Source organism: Sphingobacterium sp. UME9 (assembly GCF_014170215.1).
Taxonomy (GTDB): domain Bacteria; phylum Bacteroidota; class Bacteroidia; order Sphingobacteriales; family Sphingobacteriaceae; genus Sphingobacterium; species Sphingobacterium paramultivorum.
Window position 1 is genome coordinate 508,052 of sequence record NZ_LZZP01000003.1, and the last position, 25,419, is coordinate 533,470.

A 25,419-nucleotide genomic window follows, 5' to 3' on the forward strand; every position below is an offset into this window, starting at 1 on the left:
CAAATTTGAATTACTAAATTTTAAAGGGGAGGAAAAGCGATGAAAAAATCAAAGTTTACGGAACAACAGATCGCCTTTGCGATCAAACAGGCTGAAACCAAATCCAAAAATTCTCCTGGTCTTTATAAGGATCGGGTAGTGGTACAATCACTGTACCACGGAATAAATCTCCAGGATGTTCCTTATACCTGAAGTGTGTAAACTTTTCATTTAAATTTTTCATGACAGTCATTTAGTGTGAATGCCACAAATGCTGTTCCGGAATGATAATTATGAATAGCATTAAACTTTTGAGCAACATTTTAGAAGAAATGAACAACTGTAATTCCAACTAATCTTACGACCTTTGATTTAGATCGAAGCCCAAAGCCGGTTAACATTTAGCCAAAGCGGACATCTAGCTAACATTGCCTCCCTTGACGGTTAACAAGGGGGGCTTTTTTATTATGCTTTCTATTTTAGGAATATATTTTCATTGCCTATTAAATCAGCTAAGGTTTCTCCGGATAAAAAACGCTTTTTAACCTATCCTACCAATACGTAAAACATAATTCTAAGGAACAATATAGCTTAAGTGGATTTATCCGTATCTTCGACTGAATAGGTAAACTACTCTAGAGAAAATTGGTTTCTTAAATTGTATTTTTATATTATTTAGGCTATTGAAAGGCTCTATAATCCAAATATTAAAGCTTTTGAAATCATTGGTAAAAAGTTTTTTATAAAATCATTATTAGCTATATGAATACAGAATTATATAAACTCTTTGAAACTATAAGCCCAGCTGAACTTTCCAAGTTGAGAGAAAAACGACAGGATACTTCGACTAGGGACAAGCAAGCACTGTTAAAAAAGGTTTCAGAGATTGAGGAGATTCTAGCAAAATTGAACATGAAAATCTCTTTGGTCAAAGTTGAATGATTAAGTGGATTTATTCATGTAGACCATACGCTATTTCTAACATTGATTAATTTCTTTGCAATTCCAAATCAACGAATATAAAACTGTCCTTATCTCTTTTTTCCTCCCGCTCTTTTGTGGCCTATCTCCCTTTGGGCAGATGCTACCGCCCTTCGGTTGCTGGCTGTTTACCGTTTCATTTTCTAACGAATTATAGCGCGTCTACATCTTTAATTTCTGAAAATATTATGTAAAAAAAAGTATAATTATTTGGAAATATAGTCAAAAATGACTATATTTAAGTGTTTATGCGTATTTAAAACAGGTATTAATGTTAATGCAATTTTGTACAAAAGGGCTTCGTAAGACTATTAAAATTTTATTAATCAATATAAATCTATAAAATCATGAGTTTATCAATTAATTTTTTTGTTAAAGCACTGCAACAATATGAGATTCGAAAGAATATGTCAGTAACTTTAGTTCTCGAATCGGATGGATCTGGAAATCTTTGTGATTATTCTACTGGAGAGTCTTTTTATGAGTTTGATACTCCTGACGATCTTTTCAGTTTTTTGAAATCTAAAAACTAATAATTTCAAATCCTACACTCTTAGTTTTATAGTGATGTAGCTATCATGGGAATGAAGAGAAGAGCTATTTTAAGTACAATTTTATTGATGCTGGCGTTTGCTTATACTATAATAAGGTTAATTATAGTATAAGACTCTATTCGTCTGTACTGGTCTTTAAAAGCGTATAGTAAGAATGTATTTAGAGTACACTTAATTATTTCCAGAGTTTCCTTGTTTCTAAGAATAGCTCTATTTGATTTATAACTGTTGGAAGGTTTTTTAGGATGTCTTGCGTCCAGAATCTGAATACGACGTGATCCATGTCCCGCAGGGCTTTATTGACGCGAATATCTTTCTGCATGTTGCGCTCGATCTTGGGAATCCAGAAAAGGCGGTTGGATTTTATGCGCTCTTTATTGTTTTTCCAGTCGAATCCATGCCAAAATTCACCATCAACGAATATCGCAAGTTTATATTTTTTGATCACAATATCCGGAGTTCCTGGAAGGGACTTATCATGAAGACGGAAACGGATATTTTTTGACCATAAAGCTTTTCTAAGAACGAGCTCGGGTTTGGAGTTACGATTCCTGATTTTTGACATATTGTAACTTCGCTTCGGGGTGGTGTAGAACCCCGAAGCTTCCTCAAAGCGAGGAACATGAATTCTTTCGTTTTCTTCATCGTAATTTGCCATCATTCAAAGTTAGGGATAATGTAGGAATAGAATAAAGATTTCTTATCTGTATAATTCTAATTACACTCAAATTCTAGAAAATGATGTTTGTTAGTATACCTCTTACAAATATTAATACGTAACACTTAAAAGGCTTAATCCAACGTTTTATATTATTATCTTATATTACGGGTTCCCGTAATGAATTTTGCCGATAAATTTCTTATTTCGTAATGCAAGTTTTAAAAGTCTATATATCAGTCTAACATAAGTCAACTTGATGAAATTTTAAGACTTCAGTAGTTTGTGTGAATATTTTTTAAATTTTGAATTAAACAATAATGTTATTATGTTTGGTGTGAAGGGCCATTTTTATAACCTTAGCTATATTTAATTAATGAAAAGTTTTTTTGAGAACGGTCAACGGGAGCTAGTTATTCATAACTCAAAATTGACGGATAGAGAACCGGATAAGTTCAATTATTCGAAGTCTAAAGAAAATCTTTTGTCAACATTTAATAGAGATTTATTTAGTAATGATTTAGACTGGAGACTTGCAGAATTTTCTAGTCCGAAAGCCAACATAAGACTCGGTACACTATTTAGTGGAATCGGAGCTATTGAATGTGCTTTGAAGCGGTTAAATCTTACGCATGATATTGTTTTTGCGGGCGATATTGATCCTCATGTTAAAAAGAGTTACTATGCTAATTACGAAATTTCAGATAGTGCATGGCATAATGACATTACGAAATTCAATGCATCAAAATATCAGAATAAAATTGATCTACTTGTTGGAGGTAGCCCGTGTCAAGCTTTTTCTGCCGTTGGAAAAAGATTAGGGCTTGAAGACACTAGGGGTACGTTATTTTATGAGTATGCACGAGTGGTTAAAGAGTGTCAGCCCAAAGTATTCATATATGAAAATGTAAAAGGACTTTTGAATCATGATCATGGACGGACATGGCAAGTTGTTAATCAGGTTTTTAAGGACTTGGGATATAAGTTGTTTTCAGGGATTTTGAACAGCAGGGATTTTGGAATACCCCAAAATAGAGAGCGTGTTTTTGTTGTTGGATTTCGAGATAAAACAGTTGATTTTAGCTTTCCCCGTCCTATAAGACTTGAAAGAACAATGCAGGATTTTTTGGAGGATTTTATTGATTCCAAATATTATCTAAAAGAAAAAGGAGTAAAATTTGTTACGAGCTCAAAGAATAAGTCGAAACGTTACACACAGATTAATGGCGATGTGATGCTTTGCCAGAAAGCGAATCAACAGTTCAACTGGCATGGCGACTTCGTATTCGAAGGTGCCGATGTGGAGCTGTCAATAGCAAGAAAAAAATTTGATGAGTTCATATTCAATGTCAATGAGGTCGAAGAGAAATACTACCTGTCGGACAAAGTCGAACGATATGTGCTTTCTTCAGGTACAAAAAACTTCAAAACACAAACCGCTACAGATCTCAAAGTTGCAAGGCCCCTTTTACAAACTATGCACAAGATGCACCGTTCGGGGATAGATAATTATGTTACTCATTTTGGCAGAATTAGAAAGCTTACACCAACCGAATGTTTTCGCTTAATGGGTTTTAATGAAGACTTTAAACAGGTTGTTAGTGATACCCAGTTGTACCGTCAAGCTGGAAACAGTATTGTGGTAGATGTATTGATAGCCCTTTTAAAGCAGATGGACGTTACCCGATTTGCCGAAATAAATAATTAACCTAGCCCTTACTAAACTATGTCATTAATAATTTTACGCCCAAAGCCTATTTATTTTATTAAATCTATAGCCGAACAAGGATATCAATTGGAGACTGCATTGGCAGATCTAATTGACAATTCAATTACGGCCGATGCTTCCGAGATCAACATATTTTCAGATGAAATCGAAAATAATCAATGTTTGTTTATTGCGGACAATGGATCTGGAATGTCTAATGAAATTCTTCTTGAAGCACTTCGTATGCCAAGCCAGTCTATGGAAAACCAAAGATCGCAGAATGATCTTGGTCGTTTCGGGTTAGGGCTAAAAACCGCTTCATTTTCTCAGGCAAGAAAGATTACCGTTATATCAAAAACTCAAAACCAAAGCCAATATTATGGTTATTGCTGGGATTTGAAAAACCTTGAAGACGATTGGAATATCAAACGGTTAAATACGGAAGAAATTAATTTCTATCTAACCACTTACGAACATAAAAAAACTAGATCAAATATTGGTTCAAATACTGATAGTAAAATAAGTACGCTTATTATTTGGGAAGAATTATTCAAAGAAACCAGCTTAGAGGAATTTCAGCATTCTTTGATTTTTACCGTGAAGGACCACTTGTCTCTTGTCTTTCATCGCTTTTTAGATAAAGGAACAATCAGAATATTTCTCGGTAATTTTGAATTAAAAGGATTTAACCCGTTTCCGGATGAAATGCCAAGGCTCCAGTTTAATCGTTTTTATCCAAACGACAGTTTTACCGTACAGGGATATATTTTACCCTATAATGTTTTAAAATTACGGTCAGAATCTGACATGTCAAAATGGACGATGCCTGGAAGAAACTTGTCGGATATGGAAGGAATTTATCTATACCGTGGTGATAGACTGATCTATTATGGAGGTTGGGCAAAGATGCATCGTAGACAACAGTATCTAAAACTAGGGCGCCTTATGATTAATATAAAAAATACCCACGATGATTTATTTCAGATAAATGTCGCCAAATCAACCATGCAGATTCCAAAGATATATTGTCAACAGATCCGGGAGATTATCAGTGATCTGGCTGAACAAACAAAAATCGTATACTTTCAGAAACAACCTACTTCTAAAAAAGTCGCCCATCTTGATTTGTATAGGAATATTATGAATAAAGACATCAATGAAAAAGGTGTGATTTTTACGCTTAATGAAGAAAACGACGCCTATAAAATTCTTTCGGAGGCTGTCCACTCTCATACTTTACGAAAGCTGTTAAAAACATATACCAACAATATTATCAAAAATTTAAACAAGTACGTGAATATTGACAATGGCCATATAGAGGAAATCCAGGAGAATAATACACAAAAAATAAGCAAAGAGGATATTGAAAACTTCAAAAAGTTAGGCCTATCAGATTACGACATTATGCAATTACTAAACTAGCTATGGACTTTACTAAAATTATCGAGAAGAGAATAGTTCAGTTAAAGACTGAACAGGGCAATAGATTGTATTTAAGAAATTTAGAACAGTTAAAAAATGAATTCGAAATACAGTATGAAGGTATTAAATCTATTTTACAGCTGACACAGAGTTATGAAGAATTTTTCGCTGATTTCCAGCGGATAATAAGAGGGAAATATGTTTTTATGTTGGATGATTATGAGGACCATGAGGACGTGAAAATTCCTGATCCTTTGGATGGAACTTGGTTAAAGTCAGCTTCTATTGCGGAAAAATTTAATACGGATAGAGCATTTATAAATGCAGCACCAATGACGCGATGGGGGAGGTTCCTCTATTATCTTAGATCGGAAAAAAAATTCTCCTTAGAGACGGTAGATAATATTGCCCGCTCTTCTCTTGATGTAATTGCTAGATGTCACGATCCTAATAGTCCATCTGATCAGTTTTATAAAGGAATGGTCGTTGGTAGCGTTCAGTCTGGAAAGACCACCAATTTTAATGCAGTAATAAATGCTGCATATGACATTGGTATAAATATGGTCATTGTACTGACTGGAATCACCGAAGACCTAAGGACTCAGACACAGGCTAGGTTAAATACGGACCTTGGTATTTGCGAACATAATAAGGGCGTTAATATTATATTAGGTGATGATAGTATTGGAGTAAGGAGTATTAAAACACTGACTTCCTTAAATGAGGATTTTAATATTGCAACAATTGATGGGGGGGTTAATATTGGTAATCAATTATCTTTAATAGTTACAAAGAAAAATAACTCTACACTACTAAACATATACAGGTTTTTGAGAGATAAAATTTCCGAGGGAGCTATCGATGTAAAAGCATTTAATTTAATTGTTGTGGATGATGAGGCGGATAATGCTACATTGAATGGTGTAGGTCACCGCAGGTTAGATTCTGATGCTACAGCAATAAATGGTCTTATTCGCGGTATATTGGAATTGTTCAAGAGAAAGACGTATGTTGCCTATACTGCAACGCCATTTGCCAATATTCTCCAGGATGCAAATTTGGAAGGAACCTGGAAATATGCCAACCGCGGAGAAATCTATGAAATACCTTTAAGCACAAACCTCTTTCCAGAAAAGTTCGTGCGTCTGCTTGACCCACCGGCAAACTATATCGGTCCGCGATATTTTTTCGACTTTGATCCTACAATTCAAAATAATTTTGAGTTCTTGATAAATGAAATATTCGATACAGAAGACCATTTTCCGGAGCGGTTTGATCAAAATATACCTGTAAAGCTATTTGTTGATAAAGAAGAATTTGACAGAGCCACAGATTTAAAAGAACTTTATGGAGATTTCGGTGCGTATCGCAAGGATACAAGATCACCAAGAGTTTCAGACCATAAGAATATAAATTCAATTCCACATTCCTTAAAGGATGCTATACTTTGCTTTATTCTCACGATTGCGATTCGAAAGATAAGGGCCGGTATTTATCCAGAGCTTCATAAGATGCAACCGCATAATACCATGCTGATCCATATAAGCCGATTTTCGGACTGGCAGATTAAAGTGAAGTCGTTGATCTCAAATGATAACAAAAAAGGTTACTTGGATCAGGTTTTTAAGGATCTGGGAATGCATAATAAAGGAGAAGGTATATATTTAGATTTTGAAAGGGTATGGAATTTCTACTATTCCGATATTGTTGGCAACCTAAATGGGGTTATGGAAAATCATTACTATGATCCCTATATACAGAAGCACGAACTTAATGATATTTTCAGCATCCTCCCTTCAATAGCCCGAGATGGCATAGATGTATTGAGTATTAATACAAACTGCCCTGACGATAATTTAAATTACACTAATGATGACGGTAAAAATTATATTGCTATTGGAGGGAATAGATTATCCCGTGGATTTACACTTGAAGGTTTGAGTATAAGTTACTTTACGCGTTCGACCGGTTATGCGGATGCTATCCTGCAGATGGGGCGATGGTTTGGCTATAGGCCGGGTTATTTGGACTGTTGTCGATTGTTTACTGATCGCCATTCATACAAAAAATTTGAAGAGTGCGTACTGATATTGGATGATCTGGAGCGCGATATTAAACAGCATATGGCCGATCCGGCATCTTATCCGAAAAAGATCGTAAATCGGATACGTGCAACGTCTGGTCAATTTATAAAAATTACACGGCCTAATATATTGAGGAATTCAGAATTGGCTTATTATTCTTTTTCAGATAAATTGTTGCAGACCTATCGTTATGATCTAGAAAAAGAAAATCATCAGATAAGCTGGGATAACTATATTGCTTTTTTTGATAAGTATTCTTCACAGCTGCAAGATTGTTCGGGCGAAAATAACAGCAAAAAATTAACTGTAACAAATTTCGACATTGTTAAGGAATTGATTGACACTTCACTTATTATCAATAAGGCTTTTGATAAAGAACGTTTGTTCAATTTTATTGATGAACAGCGGAAAATGAATGGATTCTTAAAAACTTGGGATATTGTGTTTGTTAATGGTTCAGAACAGCGAGGAAAGGGAAAAGTAGTGGAGGTCGGCAATTATAAATTTAAGAGTATTATTCGTTCTGGACCTGAAAAAGGCAGTGAAAAAAAGAACTCAAAATTGTATCAGCAATTATTGGATGAGGGGTATTACTCTATTAAAAATGCAATGGTTATTAGTCCCAAAGATATGTCTTTGGCTTTGTCAGCGGAGAAACAACATGAAATTTTTGAAGCTAATAAAACAAAGGCGACCATTCCCGAATTTAAATTTAGAGAAGCCTATGGTAAGTATAGGGGCGTTGTGCTTGTTTATTTGATAGATAGTGCAGGAGTCTTTACCACAGACGAGAGTAAAAATAAGCTTGGACTGGATACAACGACACCGATTGCAGCCTTCGCTGTTGGCATCCCAGATTTGGAGGTAGAACCACAGGTATACCACTTGATGCAACGGGAGTATATCGATGCTGATATTGCAGATGAAAATGGTGAAGAACAGGAGGAAAGAGCGTGATTAAGGAAGATATTCTAAATTTTTGGGAGAGTTTTGAAGAACCAATTGGATTTAAACTACTCGGATTTATACAAAGCCAAAATGTATCCCTAGGATTTGATAAAAATGGTTTTCGGTCACTATATATCGATCTTCCAGATGGAGTAAAGGTAAATGAACCACCTTACAGTCTTGAGAATCTTCTTTTCATAGTTGAAAAAAGAAACAGGAAATATTTGATTATAAGTTTAAGAGATGATAGTTTTCTTAAGGTTTTCAATGAGTTTATCTATACACTCTTATCTCAAATTGCAGAACTGACGACGGTCAATGACGTCGTCAATAAGATTGTGGAACTATACATTGTATGGAGCCAGTTTTTTAATAAGGAAAAAAGAAAAAGTCTCAATCTGAAAAAGCTCTTGGGACTAGCCGGTGAGCTATATTATCTGGATCGCTACTTAGACTGTAGGCCAAATCCAGTCACAGTCCTTGAAAGTTGGGAGGGCCCTTCAGGTAGAACACATGATTTTATATTTGCCGATTTTGATCTTGAGATAAAAAGTAAACTGGCTACAAGTAACATAGTGACGATTTCTAGTATTTTTCAGCTTGAATATGATAAATCGTTACGGTTGGGCGTCGTTTCATTTTCACTATCGGAAGAGGAGGATGAAAATGTACCGCTTGATATTGCTCTTATGATTGAAGCTATAGTTGTTAAACTCAAAGACAGGGGGGCAGATCATATGGTGTTCTTAAACAAGCTGCTCCAACTGAATATTAATTATTATGATCAGCCACAATTTGAATCAATTGGCGAATTGAAGTTTAATATTATTGGTCATCAGGAATATGATGCATCTCATGGTGATTTCCCAAGACTGGTCGCTGCCAATATGCCATTGGCAATAAAGAAGGTAAAATATGATATCGATCTTAATCTGATCGAAGATTTTAAGATATAATTATGCAATTTGAAGCACATCAAGAATTAAAAAGGTCTATTATGTTGGATGTAATGTCCCAGAGTAGAATTACAGAGGAAGCATTGCTAGAACATATTATCAATGAATATTTAGTTGATTCAAAAAGGATCGACCATGAAGATGTCAGTATCGGGAAATTTGAGCAGATTATAGATCGTAGTCTCTGTAAGATGAATGGATATATGTTCAATACCACAAAGGAAAGACTTCAGATTTTCCTGATTGACCAGCATTCATTTGAAAATGATGAGATCAATACAGTTTCTAAATCAGAGGATTACGCATCTCTCCTAAAAATGTCGACTAATTTCATTAAGAAAGTTTTTCTTCGACATTTCTTCAATGGTGATAATCCATTAATTGAAAGTGTTTCGAATGAACTGACCAAATCATTTATTACAAACATGGGCATTGCAGATTATGTCCGTGATATAGATACTGTTGAGGTATTTTTGATTACACTGGATCTAACAGTCCGGAAGGATGCTCAGGGCCGTGTCAACTTACGGGAGGACATGACGATTTCGCCTCCAGATCCTATTAAATTTCAGATTAATCTTGCCGATGAAAAGATCCAAAAAAGTATACAGATCAAATACAGTCTTGTTGACCTGAATTTCTTGTATCGTATACATACTTCTATTAACGGCCGCGAACCAATTAAGATAGAGCTAGCAGATAATGAGGCCATTGATTTTATTGAGGTCGCCAACGAAACTGATTTCAAAAGTTATCTGACAGCGCTCCCCGGATCATTTTTACTTAAAATATATAGCGATTATAGTTCAAGACTATTGGAACGAAATATCAGAGCGTTTCTTGACTTTAAAAATGCCAAAGATAATGTCAACTCAGGAATGAAAAAGACCATTATTGACGAACCTCATAAGTTTGTAGCATTTAATAATGGACTTACTATTACTTGCAACAAGGTAGAAATTAAGGAAATTGAAGGTAAGCCAAAAATTGTAGGTTTTGATGATTTTCAGATCGTTAATGGAGGGCAGACAACAGCCAGTATCTATTTTACTGCCATGCAGAAACATGATGTTTCAAAGATTAAAGTTATGGCTAAAATAAATATGATTGAGTCTCATAACAAGGAATTTGACGATTTTGTCGCTGATATCAGTAACTATTCCAATGCCCAAAACAAAGTAAACAAAGTCGATTTACGTTCAAATGAGCCGGTACTGCAGAAGATTAAGATGCTTTCAAACACGATATCCACACCTACAGGTCAAAAATGGTTTTATGAAAAATCTAGGGGTGAACTAGGCGCAGTGAAACGAAAAAATAACTGGACACCATCACAGCTTAATACAAATTATCCGAAAAGTAGAAGGTTTCAAAATACAGAGCTTGCCAAATACCATGCATCTTGGGGAAAGATACCGTTTAAAATCAAAAAAGGAGGAGAATCGGTGTTTGTTGATTTTATAGACAGTGTGAAAAATATAGGAGCAGAGGGGATTAACAGAGTATTTTATGAAAATCTGATATCAAGAGTTATACTATTCCGAGATTTAGAAAAACTTCATGGTTCTGGGAAAAGCGCCATAGGCCAATTACGGGCGGCGGTTATTCCTTATTCAATTTCTGTTATTTACAATTATGCGAGTAATTTATCTGATCGCGAACAAGAATACACAATGGATTTCGAGTTAATTTGGAAAGAAGGACATATATCCAGTAATATGGAGCAGATTTTCTCAAAATTGATGAAAAGTATGTATGATTGGATTGACAAATACAAAACCAGTACAGATATTTCCGAAAATACAAAGAAAGAGGAACTATGGAATAAGATTGCTCATTCCGAAGAAGTGAAAAAATTTATTAAAGAAAATAATAGCTTGTTGGATAAAATTATAGTTGCAGATCACTCCAAAGACAAACAAACTTTTGACTTTTCTAAGATTGAGGAAAACTTGCCATTTCATATTAAGGGATTTTCCTACTATAAAAATTTAAAGCAGCAGTTCTTTAAAGATCTGAGCTATGAAGAAAAGGATAGATTGGACAAGATTCTGGGCTCATATATAATAAACTTAGATACTTTATCCCAGTTGATTCAGGGATTTCGTTTGGATAAAAATATAAAGTCAACAATAGATAGCAAAAAGTCCAAAAGTGCTAAAGAAAAAATTCTTAAACATGAAATTGAGAAGAAAACAACGATGACACTTCCTGAGCGTCATTTAGTCTTTTTGGAAGAATTGGAAAATAAAGTAAGGGCAATAGATCCGGAAAGATTAAATCTGGTTGATGAAAAAACGGCGGAGATTAATGAATTCCGGAAAGTTCTCCAGGAAGTTGAAGAAGCCTATTATGGTAATGACTTTAGTAAACTCATATCGAAAGCGGCCATACTCTCTCAACAGAGCGGGACTGGGGTTAAATACCAAATTGAATATTTAAGTTGCTTAAGGGAATTCAATATTATCCCCAATATGGTTGATTTATATCAGTTACTGGTTATCTATAGAAAATCATAAATGAAAAATTCATTTACACTTAAGGAAATTGCAGATTGGCAATTAAATGCAGCGCAATCAGTCGTTGACTTGCCGCTCATACAACGCGGGTTTGTCTGGAGAACCAAACAGATTGAAGACTTATGGGATTCTTTGCTAAGAGGGTATCCTATTGGGGCATTTTTATTATCTAAAACGGGAGATAAATATCACATGATGGATGGGCAGCAAAGAAGTACGGCCATCTTTTTGGGCTATAGCAATCCATATAATCAAAATGATAATGCAAAACTGTGGTCGATAAAAGGTGAAGTTCCGGTTGTATGGATTGATATTAGACCAGCTGACAAGCCTATTTCAAGCAAATATTCTATCAGATTGACTACCCAATCTCATCCGTGGGGATATCAGTCAGTACATAACGAAAACAAGCTAACTGTTTCCGATAGACGTAAAGCTTTAGAGTTATTTCGTAAGGATCCTTCAAATGCCGGACTTTATACCGCGTTTAAAAATACCTCGGTTTTTCCTTATGATTCGTCATTTCCTATACCGCTTTCATTTCTTTTAGAGTCAAAAAACACGGATGAAGTGGTCGCAGCCGTCGAGAAAAATCTCCCATTTTTTTTCTCGACAAAGCATGGCGGTTTTACAACAAAAGATGAATATCTAAATTTGTTGCGTACAGACCTGGAAAATGATTTGAAAGAAATTTTTGAGACAGTTAAGCAGTTGAATAAAACAACAGTTAATACTGTTGTTATTGATGACCATGTTCTACATGAAGAGCAGCAAGAAGAGCACCCTACTTTGTTCGTCCGCATTAATTCAGCCGGAACCCCATTGAACGGCGATGATTTAATTTATTCAATTTACAAATCGATATTTCCTGAAGCCAAAGATTTGATTGATGAAATAGGATTTAGTTTTATTGCACCGACTCAGGTCCTGTCAATGGCATCCCGTATAGTTGCTTCAGATCTAGATAGTTGGAAATATGTTAAGAGGATGAATGTTAAGGATTTTCAAAGGCGTATTAAAGACGATGATTTTAAGTCAAATCTCCATAATCTTATTGCAAATAAAACTCTTAAGGATCTTTTTGCTAGAGCAATTGATATTCTCAGTGGTATTAATAACGTTCATTTTGACGGAGGGATACCAGCTATAACTGTCAAAAACTTAATCAGCAAACACGAGGATCTGTTCTTGTTTTTGGTATATTGGTTATATATTCATAAAACTGAATCTGATGATTTTATGAGGTTAAGAATGATGGGGAAACTTTATACATTTGCTTGGTTTGAATTTGATAATATCCCACGCTTATGGAATGAATATATTGAAGATAAATCATTTTGGAGTCTCCCTATTAATGATTTAATTTGGTGGGATGGGCATTCTGGTATTCATATGCTTATCCATCCAAATTTACTGAGGGATTATTATAGCGATCCAAAAGTAGAAGACATTTTTATTCATAGCGATGTAGATCCATGGGGGCTTTTACCCGGTCACACTGGAGAGAAAATAGATCAGTATATGACATCTATTAAGCAAACAGATCATAGTCAAGAGCAGGTTAATGAGTATTTCTGGAAATTTATCAAGCGGATCCAGTATAATAAACACCTTATCTTATTAGCGCAACGCCATTATGTCAATGAGACTTTTCCTGAGTATAATCAAATAGAAGACTTTGAAGATACTAATGTACCTTGGGATTGGGATCACATTTATCCCACTGAATGGGTGTATAGAAAGGAAAATTGTAACCGTAGCATTAGGCTTTGGAATAATACAAATGGAAATTTAAGGGCGATATCTCTTGAAGAAAACAGGAGCAGAGGAAATTACCAGGCACCGGGAGATTTGGTTGAAGAGACTGAGAGAAGTAGATCTTTTATTAAAAACGCTGATTGGGAGAATTGGCGGAAAATCAAGGAAAGGATATTTCATGACGAGGCCTACGATTATTTTAGGGCTGTAACTACACGTATGATAAATATCTATGAAGAATATTGGAATAGTTTAAAAATTGGAGAATTATTAGTTGAACCTGATGAATTATAAATGACTTTAAAATAGCATAGATTATCTAAGACAGAAGCGAAAGTGCAGGTTTTATAAAAAAATATAAATATGAGAGATATTGTTTTTAAAGCATTAGAATGCATAAAAGAAAATCCAGAGTATATCTGTAAATATTTGACGCCGAACGATACGGGCGAAAATGGTTCCCATCAAAGCGGTATATATATTAATAAAGCTGATGGTAGGCTTCTTTTCACAGAATCATTTAAAAAGGGCGAAAATGTACACAGTGATATTCTTATTAGGTGGTTTGATACAAATTTTGAGAATCATTGTAAATTCATATACTATGGTAAGGGGAGAAGAAAGGACGAGTTTAGGATAACCTGTTTAAACAGAAAGCTTAGGAGTAATGATTTTTTTCTTCTTGTAAAAGTAGAGAATGAGTTCATAGGCTTTATCTTTGATAATTCTCAGGCAGCCGTATTTTTGACAAAAATGCGCGATATTCATACCGCATAGTTTTTAGATGATTTCACAGTCAGTGACATACAGATACTTTTGTTATTCAAACAATTTGTTTATATTTTTGTTGCAAATTACAAGCATATTTTGGCTAAAACATTAAATTTTATTGATCTTTTTGCGGGAGCAGGTGGTTTGTCTGAGGGCTTTGTTCGGGCAGGATTTAATCCTATTGCCCACGTCGAGATTGATAAAGCTGCATGTTATAGTTTGAAGACACGTGCTGCTTACCATTATTTAAAAGACAATGGTAAGCTTGATACTTATATTAAGTATTTAAAGGGAGAAATTGATCGCTCTACTCTATATCATCATACGGATATTCCAAATGAAATACTAGAAAGTGTTATACATTTGGGGATAGGTGAAGAGAACAATCCTGTAATTTTCGATAGAATTGAGCGTAACCTACCACAGGATAAAGAAGTTGATCTCATTATTGGAGGGCCACCATGCCAGGCTTATTCTTTAGTCGGTAGAGCTCGTTCTGAACATGGTATGCGAAAAGATCCACGTAATTTTTTGTATGTGCAATATGCAAACTACCTAGAACGGTATAAGCCTAAGATGTTTGTTTTCGAGAATGTTTTAGGGTTGAAATCGGCAGGGAAGGGCGCGTACCTAGCTAATATGGAGCGTCTCTTCAACAAAAAGGGATATAGTATACATATTTTTACTGTTAAAGCTGAAAACTTTGGAGTGCTTCAACAACGTCGTCGACTGATTATCATCGGATGGAGAGAGGATTTTGTCCCTAATTTACCTGATCTAGACAATTATCAGTCCGGTATTCATGGGGTGGTATCAGATATCTTTTCTGATCTTCCTTTTTTAAATGCTGGTGAGGGAGTTGACAAATATACTACTTATGATTCGAATGATTATCAATATTTAAAAGACAGCCATATCCGTAATGGTATTGATGTTTTGACACAACATATTGCTAGACCACATAACGAGCAGGATAAGGAAATCTATCGTATTGCTGTTCAAAAATGGCTTATGGATCGAGAGCGTTTAAATTACAACGATCTGGCAGAACATTTGAAAACTCATAGTAACCGAACTTCTTTTACAGATCGTTTCAAAGTCGTTGCTGATGATCTGAATGCGGCACAAACCATCGTAGCTCATATAGCAAAGGATGGACACTATTATATCCATCCTGATATTGATCAAAACCGCTCTATTTCGGTTCGTGAGGCTGCTCGTCTTCAGTCTTTTCCTGATGACTTTTATTTTGAAGGGGTCAAGGAAGGTGCAAATCGGACTGCTGCTTTTAAACAGATTGGAAATGCTGTGCCTCCATTGATGGGGGAATTAATTGCAAAAGCTCTTTTACAGCATCTTTACTAACTATTGAGACTGTAAATTGAACTGTCGTAGATTTGAATAAATAAGAAAACGCATGGAATAAAGCCGATGAATTATTGATATAAAATACCGTCTGACGCGTTCTGCTCCCATGCGTTTTTACATCTAAAAACTGAATAGTTAGTTAGGCTAAGAGCCTGTTTACCCGACGATAGTTTATTAGATGTGTAATTTTTATTCAATCCTAAGGTTATGAAATTTATTGGAATCGAGATTTCAAAAAGTACATTTGTAGCAGCTTACCCCTACTAAATGGTTCCCAAACCCACACGTACACGAATGACATAATGGGGGTAAAGAAGTTTGTAAGTGTCCCAAAATAATCTATAGTTAGATCTTAAGTTTTATAAAGTCAAATTAATCAAGAGTTGTCTGGCGATTTGACTTATCTCCATTGATAGAAATTAAAAAATATAAAGCTTGCTAGGGCAAATGAGAGCAAGCTATAAAAGATGTCATATTAGGTCTCAGGTGTTTCAATGCCAATATTATAATGTTGAAATATTATGCTTATGTATAACAGCATTGTCGGTTAGCTCAATTAGTTCCGATAGATAATCCAATTTTTCTAATATATCACCGGTCGTCAGGAGATATTCGTCTCCAACTGTTAATGGGCCTCGGTAGAATTTTAAAAAATGTTCATCTATTAAGCCGTTGCTATGTGCATATAGATGTCTAACCTGCAAAACTGTTTCTACATCTTCAATTCTTTGCCTAGTAAAAATGTTTAAATCTGCTATTAACTTATTGTCTTTAATAAAAGTTTTAACACTTCCTCGTTTCATCTTTGAAATTTTATCCTTTGCATAAAATTGTATAAAATCCTCTATATCGGAACAATTTAGCACTTGTTCCAATGTGACTGTAGCACTCGATTTTAAAGTATTAGGGTTTGCAAGATAAATTGCATAGAGTATGTCAGAAAGATAAATCTCGAAATTGTCCACCATCGATGAATACAAGATTCTTGTCAGAATTTTGCCTTCATGGGAAGATGTAGGACTATTTAAGCCATCAGGATATAACAGCTTAGCCAGATTGTCGAGGATCTTCAATGCTGCTTGATAATGTGTAATAACTCTAGATTTCGCATCGGTCGTCTTACCTGAATAAACTTGTAGTTTTTGGGCTAGTTCCTTTATTTTAATTTCTCCACCGGGATTAAAATTAAATATTTGTTCATCTGAATCAACTGTCCTATTACCATCACGAATGAATTTTTTACCCTGTAATAAAATTTCATTTTCGGAAGCTGTTATGGTGAGTAAAAATACCTGTTGGCCTTGAAGGTGATGAAAACCATAAGTAACAGGTGGCTTGGGAACAAGTAAATCAAGTGCTTTGTTTGTCATAGCACTCACATTAAAATCAGTGCTTAGACCTGATACTTTCGCACTGCCAACAGCATCTCTATTTACTCCAATAAGCAAATGGCCTCCACCCGAATTTGAAAATCCTGCAATAACCTGAGCTAATTGACGGGATGGTAACAGTATTGGACTTGAATCAACACTTGGGCTCTTCTGTCTTAATAGTGTGTAAACTTCCTCAATTGTTTTCATGAAGCGGTATTCTATTTATTCCAGTACTTAATAATATTCTGCCTAATTTTAGATGGAAAGGATCACTTAATCCATTATCAACCCAAAGTTCCGCATTATCCAAGTCCAGAGTCGTTTTTTCTGATGGATAGTGGAAAAAGATCTCGTTATTATCACTCGGCCTAAAAACAATATTTATATTGCCCACACCTTTTTTTGTAATTCCAGCCAGAACAGTTGGTGCAATAAGGTCACAAAATTCTACGTCATAGTCGTCCCTCTGTTCCAAATAGGCGATTATATTATTTTTCGACCTTGAAATAAGCTCATTTGCTCTATTTAGCATAAGAAAAGTTGGAACTGAGTAATGTCTGAAAATTTCGGATGTAACATCCGATCCCATAAAGGTTTCATACTCTTCGCGAGTACTGATACCATGACTTGCCAAAATCTCCTCTGTAATTTGCTTGATTTCATTAGTTTCTATCTCATTATTTTGTTCATTATTCTGCAGCATTGCCTTTGCAATGAGATCCTTCATTTCTTCAAATGTACTGATATTCAGTTCATCCATTAACTGCTTAACATCCTCGGCTTGTTTCATGTTTAAAGAAATTTCATCATCATCATACAATTTATGTTTGAAGTCATACAATTCTCTAAATAATACCCGGGCAGTAAGTGGCTCCTCAATAAAATATAACAATAATAGCCTACATGCCTCTTTGACTTCTTCAGTACGTGGATGAGTTGCTGCCTCTGTCATTATTTTTGAAGTAATTTTAGCTGCTGCTTCAGTTGCAGTAATCGTCCGTGCTTCAGGTAATTGAAGATAAATTGATTTATCCAGCAGCTCCTCTTTAAGATTAAAATTGATTTTCTCGGCAACAAGCTTAAGAACATCAGATATATTTCCGTCGTCAAGGTTTACCGCATCTTTTGTTTTAAATGTCCCGTATTGATTGGGCAATATGGGTTTAGCAGTAATGTTTAGCAGCCCTTCCATGTCGTTCGCAACTAAAAAGCCGACAAAATCATTTAAAAATACTAATGCCTGATTGTTGTCATTAAACTTATATGTATTCTTAAAATTGGTAATGTTCTCTTCGGCACTTATCGTGCTTACAATCTTTCTTACCTGAATTTTATCTGCTTCTTTCCAAAGATCAGCATTAAAATGTATAAATTTCTTTTCCGGAACAGTTTCAGAATATAATATTTTAGAAAAAGCGTAGAGCTTAAAGCGCCTTTCATTTTCCTTATCATTGATTGGAAAAAGCGAAGTAATATAGTCTGATGTAGCAGATTTAAGATCACTTTTTACTGAAGTTCCTGTCAGCAATGTATTAATTTCATCAATAACATTTTGTTCTGTCTTAATAAAATACTTTATGTTTTGACCAGTATAGATGAAACGAGATAATAGCTTTTCTCGTATATTCACTTCTAGACAATTTAGAGCATCTTTGACTTGTTCCTGGATTGGATTTTCACTGTCATAAAGAAGTTCGGATCGCTTTTTAAACTCATCGGATTGCGATAAAATCACAGCATAGCTGTCTGAACTTACCTGATTTTCAAAAGATTCATCCAGAAACATAATTTTGTAAAAATCATTTAGCCATCCAATGGTTTTTTCCGCAGTTCTCTGAACATTGGCAGAAAGTGTTTGAAGGGTCATGCTTTCTTCAATAAATCTTGCAAGACTCGGTAAAGTAATCTGCGGTTTTGTTTTCCACATCACCTTTTCCCATTGGTCCACTTCTGACAACGGAGGCATAATTTTAAAATCTTTGCAAAGATTCCAGATTCCTCTTCTGACATCTGTAGAATTTCCGAATGGGAAAAATACTTGCGGTTCATCATTAGTATCATTGATAGCTATCTTAGCTTCATGATAATCAATAATTGGAGTTGTGAGAATAATATTTCTGAGATTCTTTAGTACATTCTCATCAAACCAACTTTTTGATAACCAATCATTTTGCGCAGCTGAACTGGTTTTAACTATTTCATATAAGTGTTGCCACTTATTGGCAGATGCATAATTTAAGGCCTTTTCATACAAGTTGACTGCCTCTTCTAAAATGCTTTCGTTTTGAATTACCCTTGTATCGTTTTTATGCGTTAGCCAAACACCATTTCGCGGCTCATTTATATTAAACTCGGGGCTGTTAACAATTACAGGAAAGGGAAAATGCTCAGAGCCAACAAGAGGAAAGTCACAAAATAACTTAGGCAGATTTTTCTCATAAGGAAGTACTGTAAATGTACTTTCAGTTTTTTCAATACCAAAAGCTATCGCTACCTTTTCTCCACTTAAAACAACAATGTTATGTTCTTTGCTATCAAAACTAACAATATCAGTTTCCGCGACTGTTATAAGTTCGATACCTGAGTCAAGAGATATTCTATTTTTCGTCTGATAGTTTATTAATTCATGACTTACAGAAACACTCTGTATATCAGAAGAAAACGCCATTGTATATGGAAGCGAAGTATGCAGGTCCTTAACACCGACTTCCGCTAATTCAATCTTCTCTTCCTCCAGTTCATAAGAAAAACTGGTGTTAAATTTTGTCGAATCAAAATCCGATACAATATCATTTGAATTTAAGAGAAGTGCCAAGTCTTCAAGGGATTTGCCAACAGCAACAAGGACCTCTTCAGGATCAATTGCACTTCTGTCCAGAGCAATTGAAAACTGCTTATATGGTAATCCATCTTCTTTAACTATCCCTTTGACTTGTACTTTTTCAGATAAAAGATGCGTGCTCAAAAAACCTGTGCCAAATTTGCCGGTTGGCTTTTTTTGGGAACTAGGTTCAGTATTTCTTTTCTTTGAAGAGACTTGGTGAATTAGGGAAGTGATATTATCACTGGTAAATGATTTTCCATTATGGCTAAACTTGAGTTCTGGTTTATCTGAATCTTTATTAAGTTCTACACTTACTGAAACAGGCTGATTTTCATAAGCAACGTCCTTTGCATTTTGAAGTAACTCCCATATCCATCGCCTTGCAGCATTTTCAGAAGCTTCAAGACGTAATTTATCCATCAGGTCAATAATTTTTGTTGCAAGTAGATCTTCCGCAGCTCTTCCTCGCGAATCGTCTAAAATGTCACTATAATTCATGGTTAGTTCGATATTCAATTTTTTTTTGCAATATAATGTTTTTACTACATGTATTGAATTTTAATATCTAAATGTTTGGTTAATTAATATTGCTTTTATAGTTAACGTGCAAATGATTTAGTTGAACTTTTGCTAAATCTAATATCAAAATTCTTCAAGCCGCAGCTTATTTGTCGGCAATCCTAATAAAAAGAGAATAAAATCAACGTATGGAAATTCTTGAAATGCCTAAAAAAGATCAGTTTCGTAAACTGAAGAAGAAAATGTTTCGAGAAACTCAATCGCAGAAAAATCATTTAAAATATATATCTGATCCTGGGTGAAGGTTTCGCTTATATTATCCACCTGATTTCGGACGAAACTGATCAGTTGTCATTGTTAGTTATAAAGCTGTAGCTGTAACCATATTTTTGGGGAAGAATAACCTTAAGATTATTATGGCCAACACGACGATCAGCATGAACAAAATAAGACAAATACTGAGACTTCACGATTATGGGCGTAGCAACAGGAGATTGTCATTCAGGCAGCTCCGGCTCCCATAAATGTAAAGATTGAAGACTATTCCAAACCGTTAAAAGTTAGAGCCCAATCAAAGTACTAATCTCGATGTGATCACTCTCCAAAAAAAGATCATAAAATATGAAGATGAAAATGATAGTATCGGGTATGTTTCAAGTCTAATCCGAGCACAGAACTACGCTAATATTCGCTCTATTGTCGACACCTGCAAGAAAAACAGCTGTGGTATACTTAAAGAATTCCTTACTATTGCTAATTCTTAAAAACTAACATGAGTACTTACTTCTTTGTGTAATTTATTAATTACCTTGCTGATTGCTTGGCTTACAAAAGACTGTTGGCTTGCCCAAAGCTGTATAAAGTTTAAATTAAAGTAATAATGATTTTTTTATTCATTAGAAAATATAGATATTTAGCGTAAATTGTATGTTTGGAAAAATAGAATGTTTTTGTAAGTGATGGCTAAAAAAGTTAAAGGGTTGCAAGCAGTGGATTTCTTCTGTGGTGCGGGGGGGATGTCCTGTGGTTTTTCTCAATCTGGTATAGAAATTTTAGCAGGGATCGATATTGAGCCTCAGTTTCGGGAGACTTATCTCGCTAATCATAAAAACTCCAAATTCATTAATAGAGATATTATTAAGTATCAACCTGAAGAATTAAAGAAAGAGATAAAAATTTCTAAGTTTGATGATAGCTTGATTTTTATTGGTTGCAGTCCTTGTCAGTATTGGAGCAAGATCAATAAAGCTAAGCATAGGTCTTCTTATTCTAATAATTTGATTTATGATTTCCAACGTTTCATCAAATATTTTATGCCAGGTTACGTAGTCGTTGAGAATGTTCCGGGGATAGTGAATAGCAAAAATAATCATGTTCTTTTAAGTTTTCTTGACTTCTTAACTTTTCATGGTTACAAATATGAATATCAGATTATCAGAACGGATCATTATGGGGTTCCGCAAAAAAGAAATCGATTTGTGTTGATCGCATCTAGAGTTACTAATGCAATTGTTTTTCCGAAGCCAGAAGTCCGTAACGATATGACTGTAAGAGCTTTTATTGGCCCCCATAATGGCTTCCCTATACTACAGGATGGTCATGTAGACCCTGCCAACATAATGAATAACACCTCAGCTCTCAGTTCTCTTAATAAATTGAGAATTAAAGTTACTCCTAAAGATGGGGGAGATCGTATGGCATGGAAAGATGATCCTAAATTGCAGATACCTGCATATGAAGGTAAGGATCATTATTATCGAAGTGTTTACGGAAGGCTTTGGTGGGATAAGCCTTCTACTACGATTACAACTCGATTTATTGCAACATCATGCGGTCGATTCGGACATCCTGAAGAGGATAGGGGACTATCTTTGAAAGAAGGTGCTACATTACAGACCTTTCCTAAGAACTATCAATTCAAAGGAGGGCTTGTGAGTATTGCTAAGCAAATTGGCAATGCCGTGCCTCCAGAGATGGCTAGAAGAATGGCTAACGCAATTGTATCGAAAAATGGCTAAATTCAAAACAAGTGCAAGGGCTTTAGACTTGCTTGGGCGCCAGTAAATTGCAGGTATTCCTACAGCTATTAATGAGTTATTCAAGAACGCCCACGACGCTTATGCAGATAACGTTGATGTAGATTACTTCCGAAAAGAAAAACTGTTTGTTTTACGGGATAACGGCATCGGGATGACAAGAAATGATTTTGAATCCAGATGGTTGACATTAGGGACCGATAGCAAATTTTTAGCGGGAAAAATCCCTATGCCTCCTATTGATTCTTCAAAACCCTTTCGTCCAGTAATGGGAGAAAAAGGGATAGGAAGATTAGCCATTGCATCTATTGGTAAGCAACTTTTGTTGCTGACGAGAGCAAAGAGTACAAAAGAAAGAAAAAATTACATAGTTGCCGCCTTCATTAATTGGAACATATTTGAGTTACCTAATCTCGATTTAGAAGATATTGTTATTCCCATTAAAGAATTTGAAAGTCTTCCTTCCAGTGATGATGTTGACTCAATGAAGGAAGAGTTATTGATCTCCCTTGCTCATTTGGTAAATGTCGGGAAGGTATCATCTAATGACTTTGATACGTTAGTTTCGATAATTAAAGAATTCAAGGTTTCTCCTAAGGAATTAAATGAGAAATTGCTGGGTGAATTTGATTTAGGTGAAAGCTCTTTTGGGACACATTTCTACATATCCCCGACAGATGAATCGCTCAATTCTGATATTGATGGAGAAAAAGATAAGTCAACTTCAACTAAAATAGAAAAGATGCTATTGGGGTTTACCAATACAATGACCCCAGATCATCCGAATCCAAGCATTATCCCAGCCTTTAGAGATCATAGTGGCTTAGGAGGGACTTATTCTGATATTTTTAATAAAGATAGCTTTTTTAATTCTGAAGATTTTTTGCTGGCGGATCACCATTTCACAGGTGCTTTCGATGGGTATGGACAATTTTCAGGAAAGATAAAGGTCTACCAAACCTATGAATTTGATCACAAAATTCCCTGGTCAGGTAATCAGTTTAAAAAAACAGATTGCGGCTCTTTTAAAATTAACGTGGCTTATCTCCAAGGAAGGCTTGACCAATCGATCATTGAAAAAGAAGAACATACTCGTTTGTTGGCAAAGAGTGATAAGCATGGAGGGCTTTATCTTTACAAAGATAATATCCGGATATTACCATACGGCGACTCAGATTATGACTGGTTAGATATAGAAAAGAACCGTACGAAAAGTGCTTCATACTATTTCTTTTCCTTTAGAAGAATGTTTGGCGTAATAGATATTTCGAAAGAGTTAAACCATAAATTAACGGAAAAGGCTGGTCGGGAGGGGTTTATCGAAAACAAAGCTTATCGTCAATTTCGGGAAATTCTGAAAAATTTCTTTATTCAGTTGGCGGGTGATTTTTTTAGAGAAGGAAATACTGCAGGTCCTAAATCGGAAGTATGGGTTAAAAAACGTGAAGAAAGAAAGGCTTATTATCGGGCACTCGAACGAAGGGACAAACAGGCATCGGTGAGGAAGGAAAAGTTTATTGCTTCTTTAAATCAATTTTTTGACAATCTCGATAAGCAAAATTATGAATCTGAACTAAGTAATTTGTTGGTTAATATAGAAAATAAGTTCCAATCCCTTGCTGAAATCGACGATCCAGAAGAAGCAAGCCAAGCATTGATAGATCATGAATTGAATTCAAGAGAGGTTTTAGGAAACTATATCCAAAAAATTAAAATTAATCAGCCGAAAGGATTCAGTATATCAAAAGATGCCCGAAAAGATTATGAGGCTTATCTTACCGAATTTGATAAATTGCAAAACAACATTCTTCGGAATGCTTATGATAAAATAGATGATATTGTTGAGGATTATTCTAACCGGCTTCAAATCGAAATTAGTAAGCGGAAACGATTGGAACAAGCTGTAGATTTTATATCAAAGCAAGCGGAAAAGGCTACAAGACAAAAACAGAAAGAGGCTAAGGATACGTTGGCTGAAGTAACTAAAAATGTATCTCATTTAGCCCGTGAACTCATGATCGATCTTGAGAACAAGATTCGTGATGTCAAAGAAGGGTTTACGCGATTGGAGATCAATAATTCGGCAGATTTTGATTTAGTAAACGAAAGGCAACGGATAGAGGATGAGATTACTAAAGAGAGAGATAAAGCATCAATTGTATTAGAGGGTATAATAAGGCAACTTCAAGGTATATATTGGGATAAAGATAATCCTGAGGAAATCATTACTAGTGATCAGATTACAGATGCAATTTCAGAAGAATTGGAAGAGTTGCGAGAAAGGGTTCAAGCAGATATTGAACTCAGTCAGCTAGGACTAGCTGTAAGTGTGATACACCACGAATTTAATAGTACTGTTAACTCGATAAGACATGGCCTTAGGGACTTGAAAGCTTGGGCTGATGTGAATGAGAAATTAGATGGTGTCTATAATAATATGAGAGTTAATTTTGAGCATCTTGATGGTTATTTAACATTATTTACTCCTCTAAATAGACGGCTGTATAGGAACAAAGAAGATATTTCGGCGAATGAGATCAAAATATTTTTGGTTGATCTCTTTGGTGCTAGGCTAACTAGACATGATATAAATCTTATTCATACAAAAGGTTTCCAAAAAAGAAAATTACATGGCTATCGATCAACTTTCTATCCAGTGTTTGTTAATATTATAGATAATGCAATACATTGGCTTAATCAAGCCAATATTAAAGAAAAAATAATCAGACTTCACGCGGATGAAACTGGCTTTTACATTTCAAATAACGGCCCGCAAATTTCTTCCAATGAAGTTGAACGGATCTTTGAACTTGGGTTTACAAAAAAAGCGCAAGGAAGAGGTATGGGACTCCACATAAGTCGTGAGGTTCTTTCCGCCGAAGACTATAAGATATATGTCGATGCCCCAAGAGAGGGAAGTACTGTAACATTTAAAATAGAATCAAATAATAAGTCTTAAAA

At 35.1% G+C, this 25,419-nt stretch carries 15 protein-coding genes; 12 read left to right on the top strand and 3 right to left on the bottom strand.

Annotated elements, in window-relative coordinates; translation table 11 throughout:
- The first annotated feature begins 39 nt into the window (after positions 1–39).
- Positions 40–192 carry a hypothetical protein gene (locus tag A9970_RS03585; protein WP_182982024.1) on the top strand — a complete coding sequence of 51 codons (153 nt, stop codon included), beginning with the start codon at positions 40–42 and terminating at the stop codon, positions 190–192.
- 549 nt (positions 193–741) lie between these two features.
- Positions 742–921 (top strand): hypothetical protein, encoded by a 180-nt coding sequence (locus tag A9970_RS03590; RefSeq protein ID WP_120336161.1) that lies wholly within the window; start codon positions 742–744, stop codon positions 919–921.
- Positions 922–1,689: 768 nt separating this feature from the next.
- Here the strand turns inward: A9970_RS03590 and A9970_RS03595 are convergent.
- Positions 1,690–2,175 carry a very short patch repair endonuclease gene (locus A9970_RS03595; RefSeq protein WP_259655323.1) on the bottom strand — a complete coding sequence of 162 codons (486 nt, stop codon included), beginning with the start codon at positions 2,173–2,175 and terminating at the stop codon, positions 1,690–1,692.
- A 373-nt stretch (positions 2,176–2,548) separates the two neighbouring features.
- Here A9970_RS03595 and A9970_RS03600 point away from each other — a divergent pair, with 373 nt between their 5' ends.
- From A9970_RS03600 to A9970_RS03635, 8 genes are all read left to right on the top strand, one after another.
- Positions 2,549–3,880, top strand: coding sequence for a DNA cytosine methyltransferase (locus A9970_RS03600; protein ID WP_182981331.1), 1,332 nt, complete (start codon positions 2,549–2,551; stop codon positions 3,878–3,880).
- 18 nt (positions 3,881–3,898) lie between these two features.
- Positions 3,899–5,302, top strand: coding sequence for an ATP-binding protein (locus tag A9970_RS03605; protein ID WP_182981332.1), 1,404 nt, complete (start codon positions 3,899–3,901; stop codon positions 5,300–5,302).
- Between the two features lie 2 nt (positions 5,303–5,304).
- Entirely contained in the window at positions 5,305–8,343 is a 3,039-nt protein-coding gene (locus tag A9970_RS03610) for a Z1 domain-containing protein (protein ID WP_182981333.1), read from the top strand.
- Positions 8,340–9,290 (top strand): PD-(D/E)XK motif protein, encoded by a 951-nt coding sequence (locus A9970_RS03615; RefSeq protein ID WP_182981334.1) that lies wholly within the window; start codon positions 8,340–8,342, stop codon positions 9,288–9,290. Before A9970_RS03610 ends, A9970_RS03615 begins: the two co-directional genes overlap by 4 nt.
- A 2-nt stretch (positions 9,291–9,292) precedes the next feature.
- Entirely contained in the window at positions 9,293–11,809 is a 2,517-nt protein-coding gene (locus A9970_RS03620; protein WP_182981335.1) for an AIPR family protein, read from the top strand.
- Positions 11,810–13,861 (top strand): DUF262 domain-containing protein, encoded by a 2,052-nt coding sequence (locus A9970_RS03625; RefSeq protein ID WP_182981336.1) that lies wholly within the window; start codon positions 11,810–11,812, stop codon positions 13,859–13,861.
- A 69-nt stretch (positions 13,862–13,930) separates the two neighbouring features.
- Positions 13,931–14,344, top strand: coding sequence for an EcoRII N-terminal effector-binding domain-containing protein (locus A9970_RS03630; protein ID WP_182981337.1), 414 nt, complete (start codon positions 13,931–13,933; stop codon positions 14,342–14,344).
- A 90-nt stretch (positions 14,345–14,434) separates the two neighbouring features.
- Positions 14,435–15,703 carry a DNA cytosine methyltransferase gene (locus A9970_RS03635; RefSeq protein WP_182981338.1) on the top strand — a complete coding sequence of 423 codons (1,269 nt, stop codon included), beginning with the start codon at positions 14,435–14,437 and terminating at the stop codon, positions 15,701–15,703.
- Between the two features lie 506 nt (positions 15,704–16,209).
- On the opposite strand, the gene A9970_RS03640 is transcribed toward A9970_RS03635, so the two are convergent.
- On the bottom strand, positions 16,210–17,286 hold the full coding sequence (locus tag A9970_RS03640) for a helix-turn-helix domain-containing protein (RefSeq protein WP_182981339.1): 1,077 nt from the start codon (positions 17,284–17,286) through the stop codon (positions 16,210–16,212).
- Complete coding sequence (locus tag A9970_RS03645; protein ID WP_220801507.1) at positions 17,273–20,419, bottom strand: sacsin N-terminal ATP-binding-like domain-containing protein; 3,147 nt, start codon at positions 20,417–20,419, stop codon at positions 17,273–17,275. Before A9970_RS03645 ends, A9970_RS03640 begins: the two co-directional genes overlap by 14 nt.
- 962 nt (positions 20,420–21,381) lie before the next feature.
- Between A9970_RS03645 and A9970_RS03650 the strand changes: the two genes are divergently transcribed.
- Complete coding sequence (locus A9970_RS03650; protein WP_182981341.1) at positions 21,382–22,440, top strand: DNA cytosine methyltransferase; 1,059 nt, start codon at positions 21,382–21,384, stop codon at positions 22,438–22,440.
- A 67-nt stretch (positions 22,441–22,507) separates the two neighbouring features.
- Positions 22,508–25,417 carry an ATP-binding protein gene (locus tag A9970_RS28870; protein ID WP_310889271.1) on the top strand — a complete coding sequence of 970 codons (2,910 nt, stop codon included), beginning with the start codon at positions 22,508–22,510 and terminating at the stop codon, positions 25,415–25,417.
- Positions 25,418–25,419 lie beyond the last annotated feature (2 nt).

Bases quoted from the DNA above. Each gene is read 5' to 3' on its own strand.
- A9970_RS03630 (WP_182981337.1), top strand. From the start codon at position 13,931: ATGAGAGATATTGTTTTTAAAGCATTAGAATGCATAAAAGAAAATCCA.
- A9970_RS03650 (WP_182981341.1), top strand. From the start codon at position 21,382: ATGGCTAAAAAAGTTAAAGGGTTGCAAGCAGTGGATTTCTTCTGTGGT.
- A9970_RS03640 (WP_182981339.1), bottom strand. From the start codon at position 17,286: ATGAAAACAATTGAGGAAGTTTACACACTATTAAGACAGAAGAGCCCA.
- A9970_RS03590 (WP_120336161.1), top strand. From the start codon at position 742: ATGAATACAGAATTATATAAACTCTTTGAAACTATAAGCCCAGCTGAA.
- A9970_RS03620 (WP_182981335.1), top strand. From the start codon at position 9,293: ATGCAATTTGAAGCACATCAAGAATTAAAAAGGTCTATTATGTTGGAT.
- A9970_RS03625 (WP_182981336.1), top strand. From the start codon at position 11,810: ATGAAAAATTCATTTACACTTAAGGAAATTGCAGATTGGCAATTAAAT.
- A9970_RS03585 (WP_182982024.1), top strand. From the start codon at position 40: ATGAAAAAATCAAAGTTTACGGAACAACAGATCGCCTTTGCGATCAAA.
- A9970_RS03595 (WP_259655323.1), bottom strand. From the start codon at position 2,175: ATGATGGCAAATTACGATGAAGAAAACGAAAGAATTCATGTTCCTCGC.
- A9970_RS03600 (WP_182981331.1), top strand. From the start codon at position 2,549: ATGAAAAGTTTTTTTGAGAACGGTCAACGGGAGCTAGTTATTCATAAC.
- A9970_RS03605 (WP_182981332.1), top strand. From the start codon at position 3,899: ATGTCATTAATAATTTTACGCCCAAAGCCTATTTATTTTATTAAATCT.
- A9970_RS03610 (WP_182981333.1), top strand. From the start codon at position 5,305: ATGGACTTTACTAAAATTATCGAGAAGAGAATAGTTCAGTTAAAGACT.